22 protein-coding genes are annotated in these 23,883 nt (G+C 71.3%); 6 read left to right on the top strand and 16 right to left on the bottom strand.

Going from position 1 to position 23,883, the window contains the following annotated elements:
- The first annotated feature begins 25 nt into the window (after positions 1–25).
- Complete coding sequence (locus QU602_RS08260; RefSeq protein WP_308799787.1) at positions 26–442, top strand: hypothetical protein; 417 nt, start codon at positions 26–28, stop codon at positions 440–442.
- Between the two features lie 9 nt (positions 443–451).
- On the opposite strand, the gene QU602_RS08255 is transcribed toward QU602_RS08260, so the two are convergent.
- The gene (locus QU602_RS08255) at positions 452–787 is read right to left on the bottom strand and encodes an SHOCT domain-containing protein (RefSeq protein WP_308799786.1); all 336 of its coding nucleotides are present in this window, start codon (positions 785–787) and stop codon (positions 452–454) included.
- 154 nt (positions 788–941) lie between these two features.
- Here QU602_RS08255 and QU602_RS08250 point away from each other — a divergent pair, with 154 nt between their 5' ends.
- Entirely contained in the window at positions 942–1,367 is a 426-nt protein-coding gene (locus tag QU602_RS08250; protein ID WP_308799784.1) for a hypothetical protein, read from the top strand.
- 43 nt (positions 1,368–1,410) lie between these two features.
- Here QU602_RS08250 and QU602_RS08245 read toward each other — a convergent pair whose 3' ends face one another.
- The 5 genes from QU602_RS08245 to QU602_RS08225 all read right to left on the bottom strand — a co-directional run bounded on the left by QU602_RS08245 (position 1,411) and on the right by QU602_RS08225 (position 6,383).
- Positions 1,411–2,073: a response regulator transcription factor gene (locus tag QU602_RS08245; protein WP_308800126.1), complete on the bottom strand. Its 663-nt coding sequence runs from the start codon at positions 2,071–2,073 to the stop codon at positions 1,411–1,413.
- 14 nt (positions 2,074–2,087) lie between these two features.
- Positions 2,088–3,236 (bottom strand): sensor histidine kinase, encoded by a 1,149-nt coding sequence (locus QU602_RS08240; protein WP_308799783.1) that lies wholly within the window; start codon positions 3,234–3,236, stop codon positions 2,088–2,090.
- The gene (locus QU602_RS08235; protein ID WP_308799782.1) at positions 3,236–4,561 is read right to left on the bottom strand and encodes a M50 family metallopeptidase; all 1,326 of its coding nucleotides are present in this window, start codon (positions 4,559–4,561) and stop codon (positions 3,236–3,238) included. Before QU602_RS08235 ends, QU602_RS08240 begins: the two co-directional genes overlap by 1 nt.
- A gap of 80 nt (positions 4,562–4,641) precedes the next feature.
- On the bottom strand, positions 4,642–5,730 hold the full coding sequence (locus QU602_RS08230; RefSeq protein WP_308799781.1) for a 1-deoxy-D-xylulose-5-phosphate reductoisomerase: 1,089 nt from the start codon (positions 5,728–5,730) through the stop codon (positions 4,642–4,644).
- 17 nt (positions 5,731–5,747) lie between these two features.
- Positions 5,748–6,383: a hypothetical protein gene (locus QU602_RS08225; protein WP_308799780.1), complete on the bottom strand. Its 636-nt coding sequence runs from the start codon at positions 6,381–6,383 to the stop codon at positions 5,748–5,750.
- A 79-nt stretch (positions 6,384–6,462) separates the two neighbouring features.
- On the opposite strand from QU602_RS08225, the gene QU602_RS08220 reads away from it, so the two are divergent.
- Positions 6,463–7,224, top strand: a complete 762-nt coding sequence (locus QU602_RS08220; RefSeq protein WP_373692906.1) for a lysophospholipid acyltransferase family protein — start codon at positions 6,463–6,465, stop codon at positions 7,222–7,224.
- A gap of 83 nt (positions 7,225–7,307) precedes the next feature.
- On the top strand, positions 7,308–8,222 hold the full coding sequence (locus QU602_RS08215; protein WP_308799779.1) for a hypothetical protein: 915 nt from the start codon (positions 7,308–7,310) through the stop codon (positions 8,220–8,222).
- Between the two features lie 22 nt (positions 8,223–8,244).
- Here the strand turns inward: QU602_RS08215 and QU602_RS08210 are convergent, their stop codons facing one another.
- Positions 8,245–8,724 carry an OsmC family protein gene (locus QU602_RS08210; RefSeq protein WP_308799778.1) on the bottom strand — a complete coding sequence of 160 codons (480 nt, stop codon included), beginning with the start codon at positions 8,722–8,724 and terminating at the stop codon, positions 8,245–8,247.
- Positions 8,725–8,827: 103 nt separating this feature from the next.
- On the opposite strand from QU602_RS08210, the gene gabT reads away from it, so the two are divergent.
- Entirely contained in the window at positions 8,828–10,207 is a 1,380-nt protein-coding gene (gene gabT / locus QU602_RS08205) for a 4-aminobutyrate--2-oxoglutarate transaminase (protein ID WP_308799777.1), read from the top strand.
- A 3-nt stretch (positions 10,208–10,210) separates the two neighbouring features.
- Complete coding sequence (locus QU602_RS08200) at positions 10,211–11,200, top strand: asparaginase (protein ID WP_308799776.1); 990 nt, start codon at positions 10,211–10,213, stop codon at positions 11,198–11,200.
- Between the two features lie 47 nt (positions 11,201–11,247).
- Here QU602_RS08200 and QU602_RS08195 read toward each other — a convergent pair whose 3' ends face one another.
- The 9 genes from QU602_RS08195 to QU602_RS08155 form a co-directional block, all read right to left on the bottom strand.
- Positions 11,248–12,009 (bottom strand): ABC transporter permease, encoded by a 762-nt coding sequence (locus tag QU602_RS08195; RefSeq protein WP_308800124.1) that lies wholly within the window; start codon positions 12,007–12,009, stop codon positions 11,248–11,250.
- A 134-nt stretch (positions 12,010–12,143) separates the two neighbouring features.
- The gene (locus QU602_RS08190; protein WP_308799775.1) at positions 12,144–13,055 is read right to left on the bottom strand and encodes an ABC transporter permease; all 912 of its coding nucleotides are present in this window, start codon (positions 13,053–13,055) and stop codon (positions 12,144–12,146) included.
- A gap of 1 nt (position 13,056) precedes the next feature.
- Positions 13,057–14,259 (bottom strand): ABC transporter ATP-binding protein, encoded by a 1,203-nt coding sequence (locus QU602_RS08185; protein WP_308800122.1) that lies wholly within the window; start codon positions 14,257–14,259, stop codon positions 13,057–13,059.
- A 13-nt stretch (positions 14,260–14,272) separates the two neighbouring features.
- Positions 14,273–15,490 (bottom strand): ABC transporter substrate-binding protein, encoded by a 1,218-nt coding sequence (locus QU602_RS08180; protein WP_308799774.1) that lies wholly within the window; start codon positions 15,488–15,490, stop codon positions 14,273–14,275.
- 102 nt (positions 15,491–15,592) lie between these two features.
- Positions 15,593–18,412, bottom strand: a complete 2,820-nt coding sequence (locus QU602_RS08175; RefSeq protein ID WP_308799773.1) for an FtsK/SpoIIIE domain-containing protein — start codon at positions 18,410–18,412, stop codon at positions 15,593–15,595.
- 272 nt (positions 18,413–18,684) lie between these two features.
- On the bottom strand, positions 18,685–19,251 hold the full coding sequence (locus QU602_RS08170; RefSeq protein WP_308799772.1) for a zinc-ribbon domain-containing protein: 567 nt from the start codon (positions 19,249–19,251) through the stop codon (positions 18,685–18,687).
- Positions 19,248–21,596 carry a transglutaminase family protein gene (locus QU602_RS08165; RefSeq protein ID WP_308799771.1) on the bottom strand — a complete coding sequence of 783 codons (2,349 nt, stop codon included), beginning with the start codon at positions 21,594–21,596 and terminating at the stop codon, positions 19,248–19,250. Before QU602_RS08165 ends, QU602_RS08170 begins: the two co-directional genes overlap by 4 nt.
- Positions 21,593–22,900, bottom strand: coding sequence for a DUF58 domain-containing protein (locus tag QU602_RS08160; RefSeq protein WP_308799770.1), 1,308 nt, complete (start codon positions 22,898–22,900; stop codon positions 21,593–21,595). Before QU602_RS08160 ends, QU602_RS08165 begins: the two co-directional genes overlap by 4 nt.
- Positions 22,901–22,904: 4 nt before the next feature.
- Positions 22,905–23,876 (bottom strand): AAA family ATPase, encoded by a 972-nt coding sequence (locus tag QU602_RS08155; protein ID WP_308799768.1) that lies wholly within the window; start codon positions 23,874–23,876, stop codon positions 22,905–22,907.
- Positions 23,877–23,883 lie beyond the last annotated feature (7 nt).

Raw genomic sequence — 23,883 nt, 5'->3', positions numbered from 1 at the left:
GCACGCAGGACGCTAATGTACCGATATGTTGCAATCTCTCCTCATCGGTACCATCGTCGCCTCCACCCTCGCCGGACCCACGTCCCTCGCCGATACGCCGTCCACACATGAGTCGCCCGCGGCGTCCTCGGCTCCGGCGACGGCCGCCGAGACCACGAAGACGATCCCGCTCGTCGGCGAGACGCTCGGCATCGGGTTCACGGTCGTGGTGAACCAGGATTGCCCAGAGGGCTACTGGGTGCATCGCGACGGTTGGGTCGGCGCCCTGCCAGAGCTCGTGACGTTCGGCGCGTTGTACACCGTGGAGCGGCGCGGTGCGAAGACGAACGTCTCGGGTCTCATGACCAACGGGAGCATCTGGCCGAAGCAGGTGTCGATCGGACTGAAATGCACCACGGATCTCGCCCAGGCCAAGAAGACCATCTTCCACGGGATGGACTGACCCGATCGGTCACGCGTTCGGGCGGTTCGCGCGGAGCACCTCGAGGCGGGCGCGGTACTCGACCTCGTCGATGTCGCCCTTCGCGAACCGCTCGGCGAGCGTCTGCTCGGCGCTGGGGCCGGCACCGCGAGCCCACGGCGGCCCGTAGGATCCGTCCGCGGCCCACGCGGCGCGGCGCCAGCGGCGGCCGACGAACGCGAACAGCAGCGCGAACAGCGCGATCCAGAACAGCGGGATCAGGAAGAACAGCCAACCCCAACCGGCGGCCCACGGGCCTCCCGCGGCATGCGCGGCGGCGATGGCGGCCAGGGCGGTCGGGGCGGAGGTGGTCAGTGCGGTGAGCATGCTCGGTGTCCTTCGGTCCGTGCGGCCGATCCGGCCGTCGCCTCACAGCCTTCCGGTCCGCGGTCGACGGCGAATCCTCCCGCAGGAGACACCTCGCCTGCTCCCACGGGAGCAGCGCTGACCGACCGCCACATCGGTTTGGTAGAGTAGTAGTATGCTGACATCAACATTTGCCGCGGTGCTGGTCGCTTCGACGCTGTCCGGCGCCGCATCTCTGACCGGGCCGGACTCTACGCCAGTGGGCGGCGCGTCCTCCGACTGGGCGACCGTCGAGCAAGATCCGACGACCACGCTCGTGCCCCTCGTGCATCTGGTCCTCGGCCCCGCGGTGACGCACTGGGTCGACAAGACATGCCCCGACACGCACCCCTACGTCCACAAGGATCGTTGGATCGGTACTCTGCCGTCCGGCGTCACCTTCGGCGACATGTACGGCGATCCCGAGATCGGCTACGGAATGCGGACGGTCTGGGGCGCCATGCTGAACTGGGACCCGTTCACGGAAAAAAGGGTGTCGATCCAGTTGAAGTGCACCTCCGACGCGAGCCAGAGCCAGAAGAGCCGGTACCCCGTGTCGTGATGCGGGCCCGCGGCCTGTCGCGAGCAAGTCTGCAGGGCGGGCGCTAGTGCCAGCCCGGCGCGACCAGCCCGGTCTCGTACGCGAGCACCACGAGGCGCACCCGGTCGCGCGCGCCGAGCTTGGTCATGATGCGCGAGACGTGGGTCTTGGCCGTGAGCGGGCTCAGCACGAGCTCACGCGCGATCTCGTCGTTCGAGTGGGCCAGCCCCACGAGTCGCAGCACCTCGCGCTCACGCTCGGTGAGCGCGTCGAGCACCCCCGTGTCCGGCGCCTCACGGAGGCCGTCTGCGAGTCGGTCGAGCAGCCGGCGGGTGACCCCGGGCGACAGCAACCCCTCGCCCTCGGCGACCGCGCGCACCGCGCGTACGAGGTCTTCGGGCTCGGTGTCCTTCACGAGGAAGCCGCTCGCGCCCGCGCGCACCGCGCGCGCGACGTACTCGTCCAGCTCGAACGTGGTCACCACCACGACGCCCACCCCGGCGAGCGCCGGGTCGGCGGCGATCTGCTCGGTCGCCCAGAGCCCGTCGCCGTCGGGCATCCTGATGTCCATGAGCACGACGTCGACCGGCGTCTCACGGAGGCGCTCGAGCAGCTCGGTGCCGGCGCCCGCCTCGGCGACGACCTCGACATCGGGCTCGGCGTCGAGCAGCGCCCGGAACCCTGCGCGCACGAGGTGCTGATCGTCGGCGAGCGCGACCCGGATCACGCGCGGCGCGCGGCTCATACGTGGTCCCATGGCAGCCGGGCGATGAGGCGCGTACCGCCGCCGGGTCGTTCGCCCAGCCCGACCTCACCGCCGAGGAGTGCCGCGCGTTCGCGCATGCCGAGCACGCCGGTGCCCGCCGCGGCGTCCTCGGCGGCGACCCCGCGACCGTCGTCCTCGACCGTGAGCACGAGCGCGTCCGCGTCACGTTCGAGGCGCACGACGCCGTGCGTCGCGTGCGCGTGGCGCACGAGGTTCGTCAGCGCTTCCTGGGCGATGCGGTACGCGGCGAACTGCACCGCGCGCGACGGACGCTCGGTGAGGCGGTCGTCGAGCTCGAGCGCGAGTCCCGGAGCGCGGGCGCCAGCTACAAGCCGCCCCACCTGCGCGAGCTCGGCCTGCGGTGCGAGCGGCGCCTCGCCCTCGCGGATCACCCCGAGCACGCTGCGTACCTCGTCGAGCGCCTCCTTCGAGGAGTCCTTGATGGTGGAGAGCGCCGTGCGCGCCTGCTCGGGGTCCCGGTCCATGAGGTGCAGGCCGACGCTCGCCTGCACGTGGATCTGCGACAGCGCGTGGCCGATCACGTCGTGCAGCTCGCGTGCGATGCGCACGCGCTCCCGCTGCTCGGCGCTCTGTCGGCGTTGCAGCGCCTCGACCCGGTACGCGGCGATGCGGGCGCGGCGGACCCGCACGAACCAGCCGATGCTCACGCAGATGGCGAGCGCGGCGGTCGTCAGCGCGATCCGGAACGGATGCCACTCCAGACCCGCGAGGCTGCCGAGCACGAGGGCGGAGATCCAGCCGACCCCGAGCGAGACCCCGGTCCAGATCAGCGCTCCGCGGGCCACGGCCAGCACGACCGCGAACGCGAGCGCGACATACGGCGGGCCGACGTCGGGCGAGAGCAGCAGGTCGGCGAGTGCGAGCACGGTCACGGCCGCGACCGTCGGGCCAGGCCAACGACGCGAGGCGAGCAGCGCGAGCGGCCCAGCCACGGCGAGCGCGAGCTGAAGCGCGACCGTCACCGCGGGCATCGCGAGCCAGACCGAGATGAGGACCGTCGCCGGGACCTGCACGGCGAGGCTCACGAGCACCGGCGCGACCAGCACGACCCCGGGTGGCGGACCCTGCCGTCCGCCCCACCGCGACTGCTGGCCGGACGACATCAGAACAGGTTCACCGGCTTCACGATGTCGGCGTAGATGAGCAGCGCGCTCATCGCGCCGAGCAGGATGACCACGCCGAACGTGACCGGCATGAACTTCGCGAGGTCGACCGGGCCGGGGTCGGGGCGGCGGAACAGCTTCGCGAACCCTCGGCGCACCGCCTCGAACAGCGCGCTCGCAATGTGGCCGCCGTCGAGCGGCAGGAGCGGGATGAGGTTGAAGACGAACAGCGCGATGTTCACGGCCCCGAGGATGCCGATCATGAACGCCGCCTTGTCCACGACCGGCAGCTCGGATGTCGCGGCGACCTCGCCCGCGGCACGGCCGACGCCGACCATGCTCAGCGGACCGCTCGGGTCTCGCTCTCCCGGCCCGAAGGCCGCGTTCGCGACATCGATCATTCGCTGCGGAAGGTTGACGATGATGCCGGCGACGGCCGCGGTCTGCTCGCCCACCGCGGGCAGCACGGCCGTGACCGGTTGCGGCACGCGCGCGATCATGGCCTCGATGCCCACGAATCCCGCGTCGACCGTGAGCGGATCGCCCGAGGCATCCGTCATCACCTCGCCGTCGGCGTCGAGCGCATAGCGCTCGCTGACCATCGGGGTGACGGTCAGGTCGACCTCGGCACCGTCGCGTTCGACGACGAGCGCGAGCTCGTCACCGGGGTGCTCGCGGATGATCGCGGTCGACTGCGTCCATGACTCGACCGGGGCGCCGTCGATCGACACGATGCGGTCACCGGGCTCGACGCCCGCCGCCGCGCCGGGCGCGGCCGGGTCGCCCGGCTCGCAGGTCTGACGCTGACTCGTCGCGGGCAGGGCGCACTCGGACACCGCGCCGACGGTCGTGGTCGCCTGCGGCATGCCGATGCCCATGATGAGGATGGCGAAGAACACGACACCGAGCACGAGGTTCATGAACGGCCCGCCGAACATCACGACGATGCGCTTCCAGACCGGGAGCCGGTAGAACGCCCGGGCCTCGTCGCCCGGTGCGACCGACTCCGCGCTCGAGTCGCGCGCGTCTTGCACGAGTCCGCGGAAGAACCCGGTGCTGTCCTCTTTGACGCCCTCGCCCTTGGCGGGCGGGAACATGCCGATCATCGCGATGTAGCCGCCGAGCGGCAGCGCCTTGATGCCGTACTCCGTCTCGCCCCGGCGCCACGACCAGATCGTCGTGCCGAAGCCGATCATGTACTGCGTGACCTTGACGCCGAACAGCTTCGCGGGGACCAGGTGCCCGATCTCGTGCAGGGCGATCGAGATCGCGATACCGAGAGCGATGACGACGACGCCGATCACGAAGGCGAGCACGGATTCCACCAGATGACTGTACTGCCGATGCCTTGGCGCAGCCTTTCCGTGGGCTGGGAGCTCGCCGGTCCCGAGGCCTTCGCCGCTGCCTACGCCGGTGCGGCGATCCGCGCCTGGGCGGCGCGGCGGGCGGATGCCTCGGCCGCCGCGAGCGTCTCGGTCGTGAGGTCGCCCGGCGTGGCCTCGTGCGCCTCGACCACGGCTCGGACCGTGTCGACGATGCCGGTGAAGCCGACCCGGCCCTCGTGGAAGGCCGCGACCGCCTCCTCGTTCGCGGCGTTGAACACCGCCGGGTACTCGCCGCCCGCCCGGCCGACCTGCTTCGCCAGCGCGACCGCGGGGAATGCGGCGTCGTCGAGGGGCTCGAACGTCCACTCCTGTGCGCGCGTCCAATCGAGCGGGCGGCCCACGCCGCCGACCCGGTTCGGCCAGTCGAGTCCGAGCGAGATCGGCAGTCGCATGTCGGGCGGCGAGGCTTGCGCGATCGTGGACCCGTCGATGAACTCGACCATCGAGTGCACGATCGACTGCGGGTGCACGACGACCTCGATCCGGTCGTAGTCGACGCCGAAGAGCAGGTGCGCCTCGATCACCTCGAGCCCTTTGTTCACGAGCGTCGCCGAGTTCGTCGTGACGACGAGGCCCATGTCCCAGGTGGGATGCGCGAGCGCCTCGGCCGGGGTGACGTCCGTGAGCTCGTCGCGACGCCGGCCTCGGAACGGGCCGCCCGACGCGGTGAGCACGAGACGGCGCACCTCGGCGTCGGTCCCGGCGCGCAGGGCCTGCGCGATCGCGGAATGCTCGGAGTCGACGGGCACGATCTGCCCCGGCTGCGCGAGCCGGGTCACGAGATCGCCGCCGACGATGAGCGACTCCTTGTTGGCGAGTGCGAGCGTGATGCCGCGTTCGAGGGTGGCGAGCGTCGGGCCGAGCCCGACCGAACCCGTGATGCCGTTCAGTACGACGTCGGCGTCGACGTCGCGCACGAGCTGTTCAGCCTCGGCCACGCCGACCGCGACGTCGTCCACCCCGAACTCCGCAGCCTGGGCCTCGAGCTGGTCGCGGTTGCGGCCGACCGCGAGGCCGACGACCTCGAACCGCCGTGGGTTCGCCCTGATGACGTCGAGGGCCTGCGTGCCGATTGAACCGGTCGAGCCGAGGATGATGACGCGCTTCACCCGACCCACTGTACGGCTCAGCCGAGCACGGCGACGGCTGCGGCGAGCCCGTCGGCGCCCGGCACGTCGTGCACCACCACGCGCCGCCACGCCGCGCCGAGCTCCGGTACGGCACGGACCAGCCGCGCGGCACCGTCGTCCTCGAGCGGTGAGGTCAGCTCGATCCGCGCGGGCTCGAGGAAGGAGCGATGGCCGAGCGCCCGCGCGAGCGCGGCCTTCCTCGCCCACATCGTGGTGCGCAGCGCGGCGCGCTCGGCCTCCACCACGGTGTCGAGCCGCGCGAGCTCCGACGCATGGAACGCGGCCTCGTCGATGGTGCGTCCCAGGGGGCCTGCCGCTTCGACCGCGACGCCGAGCGGATGCCTCGTGCCGGTCGCCGCGACCACGATGCCGTCGGCCGACGCGACGTCGGCATGCCAGCGCCCGCCCGACGGCGGCGTCGGATACTCCACCGTCGGCGCTCCGTGCCGCGCGCCGCACTGCCCGCACCGCCGGTCGAGCTCGACGTCGTCGGCCGGCACGCCCGACAGCCGGGCGATGAGCCGCCGGAGCACCTGCTCCGCGCCCTTGGCATGTCGTTCGTCGTGCACGCGGACGATGGTCACGCCGATCTCGTCGACGGTCCACGACTGCTCGCCCGCAGTGGCCTCCATGGCCCCATCCTGCCACCGGCGATGCGCCGTGCCCGCTGATATGCCCTAGGCCGCATATCCCGGGTCGTAGCGTCGGAGCGTGAGTGAGATCAAGGCGGATGCCATCCCCGCCGAACCGGGCACCGCCGGCCCGGTCTACCGCATCATCCGCGGGATCCTCCGGCCACTCGTGCTGCTCGTCTACCGTCCGAAGATCATCGGCTCCGACCTCGTCCCGAAGCACGGGGCCGTGATCTTCGCATCGAATCACCTGTCGTTCGTCGACAGCATCGTGATCCCGCTCGCCGCGCCACGTCCGGTGCAGTTCCTCGCCAAGTCCCACTACTTCACGGGCCGCGGGCTGAAGGGCTGGGTGTCGCGCACGTTCTTCGGTGCGATCGGGGCCGTGTCTGTCGAGCGCGGCGCAGGATCGCAGGCGCAGGAGGCGCTCGATCAGGGGCGGCGCATCCTCGAGGCGGGCAATGCGTTCGCCCTCTACCCGGAGGGCACCCGCTCGCTCGACGGCCGCCTCTACCGCGGCCGGACCGGCGTGGCCTGGCTTGCTCTGACCACCGGCGCGACCGTCGTCCCCGTCGGACTCGTCGGCACCCAGGAGATCCAGCCGGTCGGCTCGAGCCGGCCGCGCGTCCGGCCCGTGACCGTGCGGTTCGGTGCCGCACTCGACCTTCAGCACCACGGTCCGGCGTCGTCCGGGCGCGCGCGTCGCGCAGCCACCGATGAGATCATGGCGGCGATCCACGAGCTGACCGGCCAGGAGCTCGCGGGCGTGTACAACGAGGCGCCCCCGCAGGGCACGCTCGCCCGGATCGCCGACCGGATCGCTCCGCACGAGCGGGTCTGAGTCGGGCTGCTGATCCACGTGTGGCACCGGCGCCATCGCGATTCCCAGCGGAGGCCGGGCCCGGCGCGATAGCGTCGGTCGCGATGAGATCCCCGCTGCTCCCCCTGTTGGCGATCGCCGCCCTGCTCCTCGCCGGGTGCGCGTCGGCGACCGCGCCCACGCCCTCCGCGCCCGTGAGCGCGGAGGACGCCGGCACGGGGACGGAGCCGGCCACCTCGGGGTTCGACCCCGGGTACGTCGTCAGCGATGACAGCTTCTACGACCGCACCGCCATGAGCGAGGCCGAGATCCAGGCCTTCTTCGAGGGGGTCTCGTGCCGGCCCGACGACGGCGTGCCGTGCCTCGCCGACTATCGGGAGACGACCGAGACGCAGCCGGCGGCCGGCGCGGGCCACTGCACGGAGTACCGGGGCGCCCCCAGGGAGCCCGCGAGCCGGATCGTCGAGCGCGTCGCCGAGGCGTGCGGCGTGAGCCCGCGCACGCTGATCGTGCTGCTGCAGAAGGAGCAGTCGCTGCTCTCCCGCCCGACCGAGCGCGGCTACCTACGCGCCACCGGGTATGGCTGTCCCGACACGGCCGACTGCGACGAGGACTACTTCGGCTTCTTCAACCAGGTGTACCACGCGGCCTGGCAGTTCCGGCAGTACTCCGAAGTGCCCGAACGCACCTACAAGATCGGCACCGTGGACGTGCAGTTCAACCCCGACGCGGCCTGCGGCGCGGCGCCCGTGACCATCAGGAATCAGGCCACGGCGAATCTGTACAACTACACGCCGTACCAGCCGAATCCGGCGACGCTCGAGAACCCGGACACGGGCGACGGATGCTCCGCCTTCGGCAATCTCAACTTCTGGCGGATCTGGCACCGCTGGTTCGGCGACCCGACCGCCGAGCGGTATCCCGGGTTCCTGCCCGCCTGCACGCGGCTGATCGGCGGCGACCCGTGCACGGACGCCCCGGTGAGCATTCCGACCGCGCCGGCCGCGCGGGTCGAGTAGCGAGCGACGAGCCCGATACCCGCTACGTGAGCAGTGACACGGTCGGCTCGTGCCGCACCGGGAACGCCACGGACGCGTTGATGAAGCAGGTCTCGGCCGCCTCCTCGTGCAACGCCTCCGCGTGTTCGAGCATCGAGGCGTCCGCCATCACCACTCGCGGCCTCAGCACCGCCTCGACGATCGCGCCGCCGCCTTGGCCGTTCTGGCGGAGCAGGGCCGTCGGCGAATCGGCGTAGCCGCGCACGATCACGCCGCGCCGGGCGGCCGCGTAGAGGTAGGACATCATGTGGCAGTCGGCGAGCGCCGCGAGCAGCAGCTCTTCGGGATTCCACCGGTCGCGGTCGCCGTGGAAGGCGCGATCGGCACTGCCGTGCAGGTCGTGCAGCTTGCCGCGGGCGCGCACGATGTGCGTCCGGCGATACGCTCGCGGCCCGGCCGTTCCCGCACCCTGATCGCCCGTCCATTCCAGCTCGATCGCATACTCATGCTCATTGAGTCGCATACACCCGTCCCTCCGGTCGGTCTGTGCCTCGATTCTGCCGCGTCCGGCGGCTCCACCGGTCAAGCTCGGAGGGATCCGACCGGAAAGCTAAGCTGGGACGACCATGACTGACACCATCGACGCCGACGCCAACGCCGCGTCCGCCCCGGTCTACACCGTGACGCAGGAGCGCAAGATCGTGACCGCCATTCCCGGCCCGCGCTCGCAGGAGCTCCAGGCGCGACGCACGGCCGTGGTCTCCGAGGGCGTCGCCAGCGCCCTCCCCGTGTACATCGAACGTGCGAACGGGGCCATCCTCGTCGACGTCGACGGCAACCAGTTCGTGGATTTCGGCGCCGGCATCGGCGTCACGACGGTCGGCCACACCGAGGAGCGGGTCGTCGAGGCCGCCGCATCGCAGCTGCAAGACGTGATCCACACGCTCTTCACCATCACGCCGTACGAGGAGTACGTGCGCGTGGCCGAGCTGCTCGCGGAGCGTACCCCCGGCAATTGGTCGAAGAAGTCCGTGCTCGTGAACTCGGGCGCGGAGGCCGTCGAGAACGGCGTGAAGATCGCTCGGAAGTACACGGGCCGGCGCGCCGTCGCGGTACTCGACCACGCCTACCACGGGCGCACGAACCTCACGATGGCGATGAACTACAAGGCGCACCCGTATGCGACCGGGTTCGGTCCGTTCGCCGGCGATGTCTACCACGCCCCCAACTCGTACCCGTACCGCGACGGCCTGAGCGGCGCGGACGCCGCGGCCCGGACGATCGCCTACCTCGAGAAGGTCGTCGGGGCCACCGACCTCGCGTGCCTCGTCGTCGAGCCGATCCAGGGTGAGGGCGGCTTCATCGTCCCCGCCGACGGCTTCCTCGGCATCCTGCAGAACTGGTGCACCGAGCAGGGCGTCGTCATGATCGCCGACGAGATCCAATCGGGCATGGCGCGCACCGGCGCCTTCTTCGCGAGCGAGCACTTCGAGTGGGAGCCCGACCTCGTGCTCACCGCCAAGGGCATCGCCGGCGGCCTCCCCCTCGCCGCCGTCACCGGGCGCGCCGAGATCATGGACGCGGCGCAGCCGGGCGGACTCGGCGGCACCTTCGGCGGCAACCCCGTGGCCTGCGCCGCAGCCGTCGCCGTGTTCGAGTCCATCGACCGGAATCGTCTGCTCGCCGAAGCGCAGCGCATCGAACGCACGCTGCTCGCGGGCCTGGCGCGGCTCGCCGAGCGCTACGACGTCATCGGCGACATCCGCGGCAAGGGTGCGATGATCGCGATCGAACTGGTCCAGCCCGGCACCGGGCGCTCGTCGAAGCAGCCGTATCCCGAGGCCGTGGGTTCGCTGATCGCGTTCGCCGCCGAGCGCGGCGTCCTCTTCCTCAACGCCGGCACATACGGGAACGTCCTGCGCTTCCTGCCGAGCCTCGCCGTCTCCGACGCCCTCATCGACGACGCCCTCCAGGTGCTCGACGACGGTTTCGCGGCCCTCGGCTGAGCCGTGGCCGAGACCTTCACCGTCAGCAACGCCGTCGAACTCGCCGTGGTCGAACGCAACGGATTCGTCGAGTCCCGCCATGCGGGCTCGGCCGTGGTCCTCTCCTCCGAGGGTGAGCTCGTGCGTGAGCTCGGCGACGTCCGATCGCCGATCTTCCCGCGCTCGACCCTGAAGCCGTTCCAGGCGCTCGCGTCCATGACATCGGGCGCGCCGCTCCGCGGCGAGGACGCCGCCATCGCCACCGCGAGCCACTCCGGCACCGCCGCACACGTCGCGCTCGTGCGCGGACTGCTCGCACGAGCCTCGGTGCCGATCGACGCGCTCGGCTGCCCGCCGGCGATGCCGCTCGATCGCGCAGCCCGCGAACAGATCATCCGGGCGGGTCAGACCGCGGAACCCGTGTACATGGAGTGCTCCGGCAAGCACGCAGCCATGCTCGTCGCGTGCGCCGCGAACGGCTGGCCGCTGCAGGACTACCTCGACCCGGAGCATCCGATGCAGCGCAAGGTGCTCGACGTGCTCGAGCGCTTCACGGGTGAGCGACCCGTCGCGAGCGGCGTCGACGGGTGCGGTGCCCCGGTGCACGCCATCAGCCTCGCTGGTCTCGCCCGCGGCATCCACAAGATCACCACCGCACAGTCTTCGTCGCCGTTCGCGCTGTACCGCGAGGCCGCAGCCCTCGCCGACGCGGTCCGCACGCACGCCTGGGCAGCGGGCGGGCCCGGCCGTCCCGACACCGTCGCCGTCGAACGGCTGGGCGTGTTCGCGAAGATCGGCGCCGAGGGGGTCATGGTGATGACCGCCCCGAACGGCACCACCGTGGCGGTGAAGGTGCTCGACGGCAGCGCACGTGCGACGGCCATCGTGGCGCTGCGCCTTCTGGCCCGTGAGGGGGCGCTCGAGCAGGCGGCCATCGACGCCGTGCAGGCCGAGCTCGACCTCTGGGTCATGGGCGGCGACCGGCCGGTCGGCGAGATCCGCGCCACGGTGTGACCGTCTGCCTCGGGCGGGCCCCGCCCGAGGCATCCGGCCGGTGTCGCTCAGCCCAGCTTGGCGAGGCGTTTCGCGCGCGCGGCGCGCGAGACCTGCGCGACGACCACCAGCACGATGGCGAACAGGAACACCGCCGACGCGATCACGTTCGCCTCGGCCGGAATGCCGCGCGACGCCGAGATGTACACGTACTTCGGGAACGTGGTCACCGACCCCGAGTTGAAGTTCGTGATGATGAAGTCATCGAAACTGAGCGCGAACGCGAGCAGTGCGGCCGCGAGCACGCCCGGCAGCAGCAACGGGAAGGTGACCCGCCAGAACACCTGCGCGGGCGATCCGTAGAGATCGCGGCCCGCTTCCTCGAGCGCCGGATCGAGGCTCGCCACGCGTGCCTTGACCGTGACGACGACGAAGCTGATGCAGAACATGGTGTGCGCGAGGATGATCGTCGTCATGTCCTTCGGCACGCCGACGGCGAGGAACTGCGCGGCGAGACCGGCGCCGAGCACGACCTCGGGTGTCGCCATCGGCAGGAACAGCAGCAGGCTGATCGACGAGCGAGCCCGGAATCGGTACCGCACGAGCGCGATCGCGATCATGGTGCCGAGTACGGTGGCGATCAGGGTCGCCGTCAATCCGATGACGATGCTGTTGCCGAAGGCCTGACAGACCGCGCCGCCCTCGACGTTGCAGACGTTCAACCACTTGTCGAAGGTGAAGCCGCGCCATGCGATGTTCGACTTGATCGAATCGTTGAACGAGAACACGAAGGTGTACACGATCGGGATGAGCAGGAACACGAAGGCCATCACAGCGTAGGCCGGGAGCAGCCAGTCGCCGAGCCCGATCCGGCCGGCCCGCACCCGCCGGGGCGGCCGGCGATCGTCGAGTTGTTCGTTCTCGGCGAGTCCGCCGAGCACGGCGGCCGCCTGGACCTCACCACTCACAGCAGGTCCTCCGTTCCGGAGCGTTTCACGTAGACGCCGACGAGCACCAGGATCGCGGCCATGAGGACGATCGACAGCGCCGCGGCCGCCGGATAGTTCAGCAGCACGAGGAAGTTCGCCTCGATCACGTTGCCCATCATCTGGGTGTCCGGCCCGCCGAGGAAGTCGCGGCTGGCGTTGATGTAGTCACCGGCGGCGGGGATGAACGTGAGCAGCGTGCCCGCCACGATCCCCGGCATCGACAGCGGAACCGTCACCTTGCGGAAGACCTGGAACGGGCTCGCGTAGAGATCGGACCCCGCCTCGAGGTACCGCACATCGAGGCGTTCGAGCGTCGTGTACAGCGGCAGGGTCATGAACGGGATGAAGTTGTACGTCAAGCCGAAGATGACCGCGAACGGCGTGCCCGTGAAGTGCGCGTCGGGTGCGAGCAGCGACAGCGCCTTGAGCGACGTGATGATGAAGGACTCATCCGAGAGGATCTGCTTCCATGCCAGCGTGCGGAGCAGGAAGCTGATGAAGAACGGGGCGATGACGAGTACCAGCATGAGGCTCTGCAGCAGGGGCCACCGCCTTGCCTTCACGCCGATGAAGTACGCCAGCGGATAGCTGAACAGCAGGGCGAGCACGGTGGCGGCGAGCGCGTAGCCGAACGAACGCAGGATGTGCGGCCAGTAGTCGCTGATGACCGTGACGTAGTTCTGCCAGTTGAACGCGTAGTCGTACACCCCGATGTCGCCGAACTCGCTCGGCGCCTGGAGGCTCGTGAGGAGGAGAGAGACGAGCGGCGTGAGGAAGAACAGCACCAGATAGGCAATGCCCGGCAGCAGCAGGAGCAGCGCGATGCGACTCCGCTTCTTGGGCGCCTGCGGCTGCGCCTCTGCCGTCGCGAATGCTGCGAAGGCCATGTCAGCGGTCTCCGAGCTCCGCGAGCAGGTCCTCGCGATGCTGCACCGCGATCGAGCTCGTCGAATCGTCCGCGGCGAACCGCTCGCCGTGACCCGGCTCGTCGGCGAGGCCGAACCCGTGCGCGATCTCCCAGCTCACCCAGACCTCGGCACCGAGCGCTGCGACCGGTCCGTGCCCGACGTTCTGGGCGAACACCGTCACCGTTCCCACGCCGGTCACCTCGACGAGATACTGCGTGCTCACACCGGAGAACGAGACGTCGACCACACGGCCGGGCCCGAGCGTGTTCCGGTCGGATGCTGCACCGGGATCCTGGACGTGCAGCACGACCTTCTCGGGGCGCACGCCGACGGTGATCGTGCCGCGATGGCGTTGCGCGCGATTCGCCGGCACCGTGATCGCGTGGCCGCCCGCGTCGACCGTGACGGCGAGCTCGCTGCTTCCGCTGACGGGCCCGGTGAACAGGTTCGACTGGCCCAGGAAGTTGGCCACGAATACGGTGCGCGGCAGATCGTACAGCTCTTCCGGCGCACCCATCTGCTCGATCGCGCCCTTGTTCATCACGGCGACCGTGTCGGCCATGGTCATAGCCTCCTCCTGGTCGTGCGTGACGTGCAGGAAGGTCAGCCCCACCTCTTCTTGGATGCCCTTGAGCTCGAGTTGCATCTGACGGCGCAGCTTGAGGTCGAGCGCGCCCAGCGGTTCGTCGAGGAGCAGCAGTGCCGGCCGGTTCACGATGGCTCGGGCGAGCGCGACCCGCTGCTGCTGGCCGCCCGAGAGCTGCTGCGGCCGGCGCTGGGCGAGGTGATCGAGCTCGACGAGCTTCAGCGCGTCGTGCGCCCTGGTCATCGCATCGCCGATGCGACGGCGCTTGAGCCCGAAGGCGACGTTCTCGACGATCGTCATGTGCGGAAACAGCGCATAGCTCTGGAACACCGTGTTCACCGGACGCTCATGCGCCTTGGTGTCGGTCACGTCGCGCCCGCCGATCAGGATGCGACCCTTCGTGGGTTCTTCAAGGCCCGCCACGAGTCGCAGAGTCGTGGTCTTGCCGCAGCCTGACGGGCCGAGGAGGGCGAAGAACGAACCGGCCGGGATCGTGAGATCGAGGTCCTCGATCGCCGTGAACCCGGGGAAGCGCTTCTGGATGCCCGAGAGTTCGAGGTCGGCGCCCCGCTCGGAGAACTCGCGTACTGACGCCATCATCTGCCCCCGGTCACGAACCGAGCAGGATGCTCTGGAACTCGGCCTGGTACTTCTGCTCCTCGGCACCCGTGAGGGAACGGAAGATGTGCGCCCGCGAGAGCGTCTCTTCGTCGGGGAAGATGAGCTGGTTCTCGGCGAGCTCGGGATCGATCGCTGCCGCGGCCTCCTTCGCGCCGACGACCGGCGTGATGTAGTTCACCCACGCGGCGACCTCGGCCGCGACCTCGGGCTCGTAGTAGTAGTTGATGAGCGTCTCGGCGTTGGTCTTGCGGCTCGAACCGATCGGCACGAGGAAGTTGTCGTTCCAGAGCGTCGCTCCCGCCGACGGGATGGCGAACTCCCACTGGTCGCCCGCCTCGGCATTGATGACGGTGATGTCCCCTGACCAGCAGATCGCGGCCAGGGTGTCGCCGCTCTTGAGGTCCTCGAGGTAGGAGTTGCCCTTGATGTTGCGGACCTGGCCCGACTCGACCTGCTCCCGCAGCAGGTCGTTCGCCGCCTCGAACTCGGCGTCGCCCCACTCCCCCGAGATGTCGACGCCGTTCTGCAGCATGAGCAGCCCGATCGTGTCGCGCATCTCGGAGAGCACGCCGACGCGTCCCTTGAAGTCCGGGTTCCAGAGATCTTCCACCGACTCGAGCCCGCCGGGGATCGCCGCCTTGTTCCAGCAGATGCCGGCGAAGCCGCCCTGCCACGGCACGGACATCTCGCGGCCGGGATCGAAGTCGGGATCCTCGAGTGCCGGCGCGAGGTTGGCGAGGTTCGGGATGTTCGAGTGATCGAGCTTCTGCGTATACCCGAGACGGATCCAGCGGCTCACCATCCAGTCGGTGAGACACACGGTGTCGGCACCGATGTCCTGGCCGAGCGCGAGCTGGTCCTTGACCTTGCCGTAGTAGGTGTTGTTGTCGTCGACGGCGACCTCGTAGTTCACCTCGATGCCGGTCTCTTCGGTGAACCGGGTGAGCGTCGGGTAGTCCCCGCTGTCGTCCTCGTCGATGTACGCCGCCCAGTTGGCCCAGTTGAGGGTCTTGTCGGTGGCCGACTCGTCCGCGGCGGCGCTGGGCTTCGCCTGCCCGCCGCCCGTCGAGCAGGCCGCGAGCGCGAGCGCCGAGGCACCGACCCCGGCGCCGGTGAGCAGGGTGCGGCGGTTCAGCTGGGCGCGCCGGGCCTGCACGACGAGCGAACGGACGATCGGGTCTTCGGGGAGGGGGCGACGTGCGGACACATGGGCTCCAATCGAGAACGCCTCATTGCGGGTGGGAAGATACTTACACACTGAGGGGTCGAATTCACGGTTCGGTCTCGGAATCGTTAATTTCTGGGAACATCACCCGCGAATTCCGTTTCGTGCGGGCCAAACGACCGAGGATTCCGCAGGTTCGGTCCGATGCGGACCCTCGATACGGGTCAGCGGCCAGCCGAACCTGGCCGGGGCCTCGCCCGGCAGGATCACCCAGCACTGGGTCAGGCCGGGATCGAGCATCGGGGGCGGCACGCGGTCGCGGGTGATGCTGCGCAGTTCTGCGGCGCTCGCGTGCACCACGAGCGCGCCGCGCTCCCGGATCGTGGCGAGCAGCATCCAGTTCGCCGACCACGCCTCGGCGTCCCCCACGACGACCGGCGCCGCGTCCTGGAGGGCCGAGAGCGCCCGAGCCGCGCCGTCCGTGCCGTGTCGCAGCAGGATCAGATCGCGCCCGACCGCGGCGACGAGCGCCTCGGCGTCACGTGCGGGTGACGCGCTCACGACGGCGATCGGCACGTCGGCGGCCAGTCGCAGCGACGGCACGGGGCGGGTCGAGGGAGGACCGGGCCGCCCGCGGTCGACGACCTGGATGCGCCGCCCGTGCCATTGCCCCGCGCCGGGCGGATCGTCGGCGCGCCAGAGCTCGCCGACACCGCCCGCCTGCACCACGTCGGTTCGACCGGCATGACGGAGCAGCACGGCCGCGCCGAACGTGTCCCGCATGGGTCCGGGAAGCGAGCGCGCCGTCATGGCCGAGGCCGCGAGGTGCAGGCCGCCCGAGCGCCCCTCGCGGCCGAGCGCCGCGATCGCGTCGAGCACCGCGAGTCGGTGGTCCTCCGGCCACGACCGGTAGCGCACGTCGAGATCGTCTGCGATCAGCAGGCGGGGTTCCCGCGCGCCGCCCCCGACCCGGAGGAGCGCGTCGTGCACGACATCCCACTCGGTGCTGGGCGGCCCACCGAGCACGACGACCGACCCGGCGCCGTGCCGATCGGCGAACGCCGCGGCGATCGCGCCGAGGACGGTCGAACGACCGCTGCCCGCGGAACCCACGACGAGGAACGGACCGTCCCGGTGCGGGTGCCACGCCGCGCGCTCGCGCCGCTGCCGATCGGGATCGTCCGCGAGCCCGAACGTCAGCTCGTCGCCCTGGGCAGCGGGTTCGAGTGGCTCCGCATCCAGCGTGGCGAGGGTGAGCCGTCGCGGGAGCGGGTCGAGCCACGGGCGCCGCGCCGGAGCCCCCGTCGCGCCGAGCCGCACGCGCTCGATGGACGCGGGCGACGCGAGCGCCGACTGGAACTCGATCGCGACGCCGTCGCGCGCGACCAGCGCACGCCCCGGGGACGAGGGATCGAGCGCGGCCGCGTGTTCCACACCGAGCACGGCGAGGCTGTCGGCGCGGTGCAGCACCCGGAGCGAGACCCGGAGACCGCAGTTCGCCGTCACATTCTCGCGGACCACGCCGTTCGGCCGCTGCGCGGCGAGCACCAGGTGCACGCCGAGCGACCGCCCGCGCGACGCGATGTCGCCGATGAGCGGAGCGAGGTCCGGGAACCGTTCCACCATCGCCTGGAACTCGTCGACGACGATGATGAGCCGGGGCAGCACCGTCTCATCCGGCAGCTCGGCGATGGCACGGCACCCGGCAGCTCGAAGCACCTCCTCACGATGCCGGAGCTCGGCACGCAGACTCTGGACCGCGCGGACCGCCTCGGCTTCGTCGAGGTCGGTCACGAGCCCGGCGACGTGCGGGAGTCCGCGCAGGGGCTCGAACGCCGCACCGCCCTTGAAGTCCACCAGGAGGAACGCGACGAGCTCGGGCGGATGCACCGCGGCGAGTGCCGCCAGCCAGGTCACGAGGAACTCGCTCTTGCCGCTCCCGCTCGTTCCGGCGACGAGGGCGTGCGGCCCCTCGCGCACGAGGTCGAGCTCGACCGGACCGCCCGCGCCCACTCCGACGACGACCGCGAGCGTCGACCGCTCGGAGTGCCGGCGCGCCGGCTGCACGAGGGTGGCGATCGGGACATCGGCCGGGACGGTCGAACCGCCGTCGGCGAGTCCGGCTCGGGCGGCAGCCGCCCGGGCGGCAGCCGCCCAGGACGCGGCATCTGCCATCGACACCAGCTCGGGAACGATCACTCGATGCCCGGGCCGGGCCGCCTCGCGCTCGACGATCGCGTGCGCCGGATGCACCACCCGCACGACCGTGGCGAGGCCCGGCGGAAGCCCGGCGGCCGTGGATGCGGTCGCCACGTGCCAGCCGGCACCGGGCCGTGCGTCCTTCGCCGGCCGCGCCGGTGCATCGACCGTCTCGCCGGGCGCCGCGCCCTCGTCGATGACGATGGACTCCGAGCCGGTCCGGTGCGGAAGCTCGCTCGCCCAGGCCCACTCCGGACCGTCGGGCACGTGCACCGCGATGGCACCGGGCATCGCGAGGTGCGCGAGCTGGATGAGCGCGGACCGCGCGGCCGCCCGTGCGAGCGGCGGCGGCCCCACGAAGCCGAGCCCGCCCCGCGGATCGGCGTGGACCGGCGCGTCGCTGACGACCGCCGCCTCGCGGAGCAGCACGCGATCGCACTCGTCGAACGGCGTTCCGCCGACCCGTACCGCGCTCGGCACGTCGCCGCGCCCGATCACGACGAGGCCCGGCCCGCTCCCGCGCCAGCCCACTCCAGGGGCGTGCTCGAGCATCGCTGAGGCGGGCGGCGTGGTTCGCCACGCGGCCGCGCGTTCTCCGGCATGCCGCCGGCCGACCTCCCGCCGCAGCTCATCGAGCGCGGCGCGCCGTTCGGCGCTCCATCGGCGACGACCGGCGGCGGCGTGACGGCGGCCGTCGATCATCGAGGCCAGTGCGACGACCGGGCCGAGCGCCGCGAAGGCGAGTGCGAGTGGCGAGCCGGTCATCGTCCAGAGCAGGACCGCCCCGACCACGGGCGCGCAGGAGGCGAGCCAGGGAAATCCGGGCCGCGACTCGTCTCGAGCCGCCGACGGCAAGTGGAGCGACGCATCGGGTCGCCGACCCGGCGACTCGAGCGGTTCGCGAGCACTCCACGCGGCTCCGGCCACGTCCCTCGGCGGATCAGACACGGCCTCAGCAGATCAGATGCGATCGCCGACGGCCACGTGCGCAGCCGACTCGGTGGATGAACGCCGGTCGCGGTCGGCTGTGCAGGACCTCAGTCCACCACGAAGTGCTGGTCGGCGAGCTCGACACGGCTGCCACGCGGGACCAGGTATCGGCGGCCCGGCTCGCAGCGCAGCGCACCGTCGTCGGGCCGGCGGACCACGGTGCCGTTGCCGGAGAAGCGGTCGGAGATCCAGAGCATGCCGTCGTGCTGCCCGAACTCGAGATGGGACTTCGAGACCGACAGCGTGCGGTCGGCGATCTGCACCAGCTGATCGAACGACTCGCCCGGCTGCGGCAGCGGCTTCCGGCCGATCAACCCCGTCCCCGAGACGTGCAGCGTCTCTCCGGTGCTGAAGCGCAGGGTGAACGACACCGGTTCCGCCGCCCGGGCGGCACCCGCGGCAGAGACGCTCGGTTCCGGCTCAACCGGGCGGAACCCGTCGACCGGCACGCTCACCACGCCGGTCGCGAGTTTCGAGCGTTCGAGGATGGTCGTGTCGCCGGGGCGAGGATCGGGTCGGCGGCGCGACTCGGGCGTCGCGCTCGTCGAACTGCCGCATTCCCCGCAGAACATCGCTCCGTCGGGCAACTCGGCCCCGCAGATCCGGCACCTCACGAACGGCCTCCCCTCCGCGAGTTAGCGTACCCCCCGAGCGACCCCAGTGAGATCGCGGCGAGCAGGCTGCGGCGGGTCCCGGCCTCGCTGGCGAGGCGTCTCCGCAGCTCCGCGACGGCGGTCCAGACCCGCTCGTCGTCTCCCTCGACCGGAGCATCGGGTGCGTACAGCGCTCGATCGACGACGCCCGCGAGCACGAGCGAGTCGAGCCCGCCGACGGATGCGGCCTGCTCGGCCCGCGTGCCCGCACCCGCCACCGGGAGCCCGAAGTCGGCCGCGGTGTCGGCGAACTCCTGCCAGCCGCCCTCGATGCGCTGCTCCACGGTTCCCGCCCGGCGACGGATGCGCCGTCGCCGGAGCTTCGCGGCGATGATCGCGAGGAACGGGCTCGCGATCAGGCTGAGGATGAGCAGCGTGATGCCGACGCCGGACAGGACGTTGAACAGGGTGCCGAGCCAGGCCTGGTCATCGGCCGACCCGTCATCGCCGGCCTCCTCCGGCTCATCGGCCAGGTCGTCGACCGGCGTGCGCGGTTCAGGCGGCGGCAGGGCGGACTGGGGCCGGGAGACCACGACCGGTTCATCGGGTTGCCGTTCGGGAATCTCGCGGACCTCCGGGTTCGGATCGACCTGACGCCAGGCCCCATCGGCGGTCTGCACTTCGATCCAGGCCTGGAGATCGCTGTTGCTGAGCACCACCCCGCCGCTGCGCGTGCTCTCGCTGCCGGCACTGTCGGTGCCCGTGCTGTCGGCGGCGGCCGATGGGAGGTAGCCGACCACGACCCGCGAGGGGAATCCGATCTCGCGCGCCATCAGTGCCGCGGCGACGGCGTACTGCTCGCCGTCGCCGAGCATCGGGCGTCCCACGGCGAGCTCGGCGATCCGGTCGTGGGCGTGTCCAGACCGGCTCGGCTCCTCGCCCTCCTGCCCGTGACTGACATACCCGTCGCGGTGCAGACCGCCGATCATCGCCGCGAGGCGTTCGCCCGGCTCGTCCTCGGCTGGCGCCCACTGCACGAGCAGCGCCGCGAGTTCGTCGGGGAGCACGGGCGAAGGCGGCAGCACCGCGGTGCCCGGCTGCAGCTCCGCCAGGTCGCCGGGGACCGACGGGACGATCGACCACGCGGTGTACGCGTCGCCGGGATCGAATCCGTCACGCACCGCAGCGGTTCCCGTCACGTCGTTGTACACGAATCCATCGGCGAGCGCGTCCTGGCGCGGCCCCGCGAACTCGATGCGTTCGAGCTGTCCTGCACCCGGGACCCACACGTCGGAGTAACCGAGCACCCTGACGTCGAGCCGCACCTCGCTGCCGACGGCCGCGGACTGGTCGAGCCGGTACGGCAGGCGCGCGAAGCGGCCCGAGACTCCCTGGCCGTCGTCTCCGCCGACCCGATAGACGACCCCGTCATACGAATCGAGCGCGGCGATCCGCAGACCGGCGCCGTCGGGCAGGCCACGCACCTCGAGCATGGGCTGTTCGCGCGACCCCGGCTGGAACGCGGCCCTGAAGCCGATCAGCGGGCTGCGTTCGTCGCGAGGTTCGAAGGGCGGTTGCAGCTCGGATCGCGCCACCGTGCGCTGCGGGATCGGCAGTGCGACGGCGGCGACGGCCGCGCCGGCCAGCGCGAACGACAGGATCGCGGTCGCGCCGAGCACCCGGCGTGTGTCCGCGAGCGCCGCCTCCATGCGCGCCGAGCCACCGAGTGCACGGCGCCGCACGATCGCGGCGCGGACGAGCCACGCGACCACCGCGACGAGGAACGCGAGCCCGGCCGAGGCGGCCAGCCGGTCGTCGACGACGCCGAGGGCGATGCCCGCGACGAACACGATCGCGGGTGGGATCGCGGCGGCGACCGGATGCCTCGAACGGAACGCGATCGTTGCGGCGACGGTCGCCCCCACGAGGCCGAGCAGGAAGACCGGCACGAGCAGGGCCTGATAGGAGCCGACGGGAGCGGCGACCGTCAGCAGCTGCTTCCACGACAGGGCTGCGCCCGCCACGAGGTCGACCAGGCCGGCCGGGGTCGGGAGGACGACGAGCCACGCCTGACTCGGGACGGCCACCGGCACGCCGAGCAGCAGGTACGCGGCGGCGACGGCCGCGGCGACGAGCCAGGCCGGCCACCGCAGGAGCGCACCCGCGATGCCGAGTCCGAGTCCGGCGAGCACGGCCACGGTGGCGCACACGACGACCGCCGGGCTCTCGTACACGGGCCACCAGGGGATCATCGCCGCGGCGAACAGCCCGGCGAGCAACGCCGCGCCCGTCGCGATCGCGACGCGATCCGGAGCCTGGGTCGCCGCGCGACGGCGACCGGAGACCCGAGGCGGCACGGTGGTCATGCGTTCGCCGCCGCCCTGGCGAGCATCGCCTGCAGGTCTTCCAGGTAGCCGATGCCGAAGACGGTGAGCCTCGAGGACTGCCGGGCGCTCGCTTCGCCCGCAGGCGAGCATCGCACGCCGACGGTCTCCACGCCGACCGGCAGCCGACTCGCGGCCATGCGCAGGTGGGAGACCCCGTGGGCGGTCCCGGTGATCAGGAACGCGAGTGAGACGCCGGGCTGCGTCTCGCCGGCCGCTCGAGCCACATCCGGGAGCGCGGCCGCGCGCGACTCGAGCTGGACGAGGCTCAGGGCGTCGAGGAGCCGATCGCGTGAGACGGTCGGGAGCTGGCGGACGGGCGACCTCGCTCCCGCGGCGCCCGAGGCGACGAACGCGAGCGAGCGCGCATCGCGGATGGCCCTGGCTCCGAGTGAGGCGGCGGCGCTCACCGCGAGCTCGAACTCGTCGTCGCCGGCGTAGGCTGACGGATCGAGATCGAGCAGGACGATGAGCCGGCTCCGCCTCGTCTCCTCGTACTGACGGACCATGAACGTGCCCGTCTTCGCCGAGCTGCGCCAGTGGATGTGACGGCGGTCGTCACCGGGCACGTACTCGCGCAGGGCGTGGAAGGCGATGTCGCTGGCGGTGAGGTCTCGCGTCGGCGAGCCTTCCAGATCACGCACGAATCCGGTGCTGAGCGCGCCCATCGAGATCGTGCGGGGGTGCACGTGCAGCAACACCGTCCCCGACCACACGACCTCGCGTCGGACGATCCCGATCGGGTCGGCGCGGACGGTGCGCGCCGGACCGATCGGCACCACCCCGCGACGCGCGGTGGGAATGCGGAGCCGCTCGTCGACGACACCCCCGCGCGGCAGAGCCGGGAGCACGCGCTCGAGCACCCGATCGCCGACCGGGAGCTCCAGTTGCACACCGCCGAAGCGGCGATGCCCCGGGTTCTCGGCGACGAGCCGGGCCTCGGCGAGCTCACCGACCGCGACCCGCGGCGTCGGCAGCGTGAGCTCCACCTTCGACGCACCGGTCCCGATCAGCCACAGCGCCGCGACGCCGGTCGCGATCGCGAGTCCCCAGCCGACCGCGACGAGCTCCGCCCAACCCCAGACGTAGCCCGCGGCGAGCGCGGACCCCGTCGCCACGATCACTCCCCAGCCGACCGGGGTGACGACCTTCGGCAGCGCCGAGCCCGCGTCGCGCGCCGCGCGGCCGATCCGGTGCACACCGCGGACGGTTCGCGCGATGAGGACGGCGAGGACACCCTGGCTCGCGGCGTCCGCGGGTCGAACGGTGCGGGTCTGCGACGTCACCTGGTCACCCGGCCTGCCTCGATGACGGCGGCGGTGTCTCGATGAGCACCTGCGCGATGAGGTTCGATGCGGTCACGCCGTCGAACTCCGCTTCCGCGTCGAGGATGAGCCGGTGCGCGAGCACCGGTTCGGCAAGCGCCTTCACGTCGTCGGGCACGACGTAGTGACGGCCGCGCCCGGCCGCGTGCGACTTCGCGGTGCGGATGAGCGCGAGCGCCCCTCGGACGCTCACGCCCAAGCGCACCTCGCGTGCCGTGCGGGTGGCCTCCACGAGCCGCGACACGTAGTCGTGGATCGTGGGGTCGACGTAGACGGTCCGCGCAAGCGCGGCCATCTCGGCGATCTCCGCCGGGTCGAGCTGCGGTTCGACGACATGTTCGTGCGCCCGCTGGTCCGCGCCTTCGAGGATCCTGATCGTCGAGGCGTGGTCGGGATACCCGATCGAGCTGCGCATCAGGAATCGGTCCAGCTGCGCCTCGGGCAGCCGGTAGGTGCCCGCCTGTTCGATCGGGTTCTGCGTCGCGATGACCATGAACGGATGCCCCACCGGGTGCGTCTGCCCGTCGACGGTGACCTGGCCCTCCTCCATGACCTCGAGCAATGCGGACTGGGTCTTCGGGCTCGCCCGGTTGATCTCGTCGGCGAGGACGATGCTCGCGAACACCGGACCCGGGTGGAAGTCGAATCGGCCCGACCGCTGGTCGTACACCGTGACGCCGGTGATGTCGCTCGGAAGCAGGTCGGGGGTGAACTGCACGCGATTGCTCGTCCCTGACACGGACTGCGCCATCGCGCGTGCCAGCGAGGTCTTCCCGGTGCCCGGTACGTCCTCGAGCAGCAGATGTCCTTCGCTCAGCAGTGCAGTGAACGCGAGCCGCACGATCCGGTTCTTGCCGAGCAGCACCTCTTCGACCGCGCCCACGAGCCGATCGAGGTTCGCGGCGAACCGGGTCGCATCCTCCGGGGTCATCGTCATGGCAGCT

The organism is Agromyces protaetiae, from assembly GCF_030866785.1.
GTDB classification, from domain to species: Bacteria; Actinomycetota; Actinomycetes; order Actinomycetales; family Microbacteriaceae; genus Agromyces; species Agromyces silvae.
This window is presented reverse-complemented; position numbering and strand designations above follow the sequence as displayed.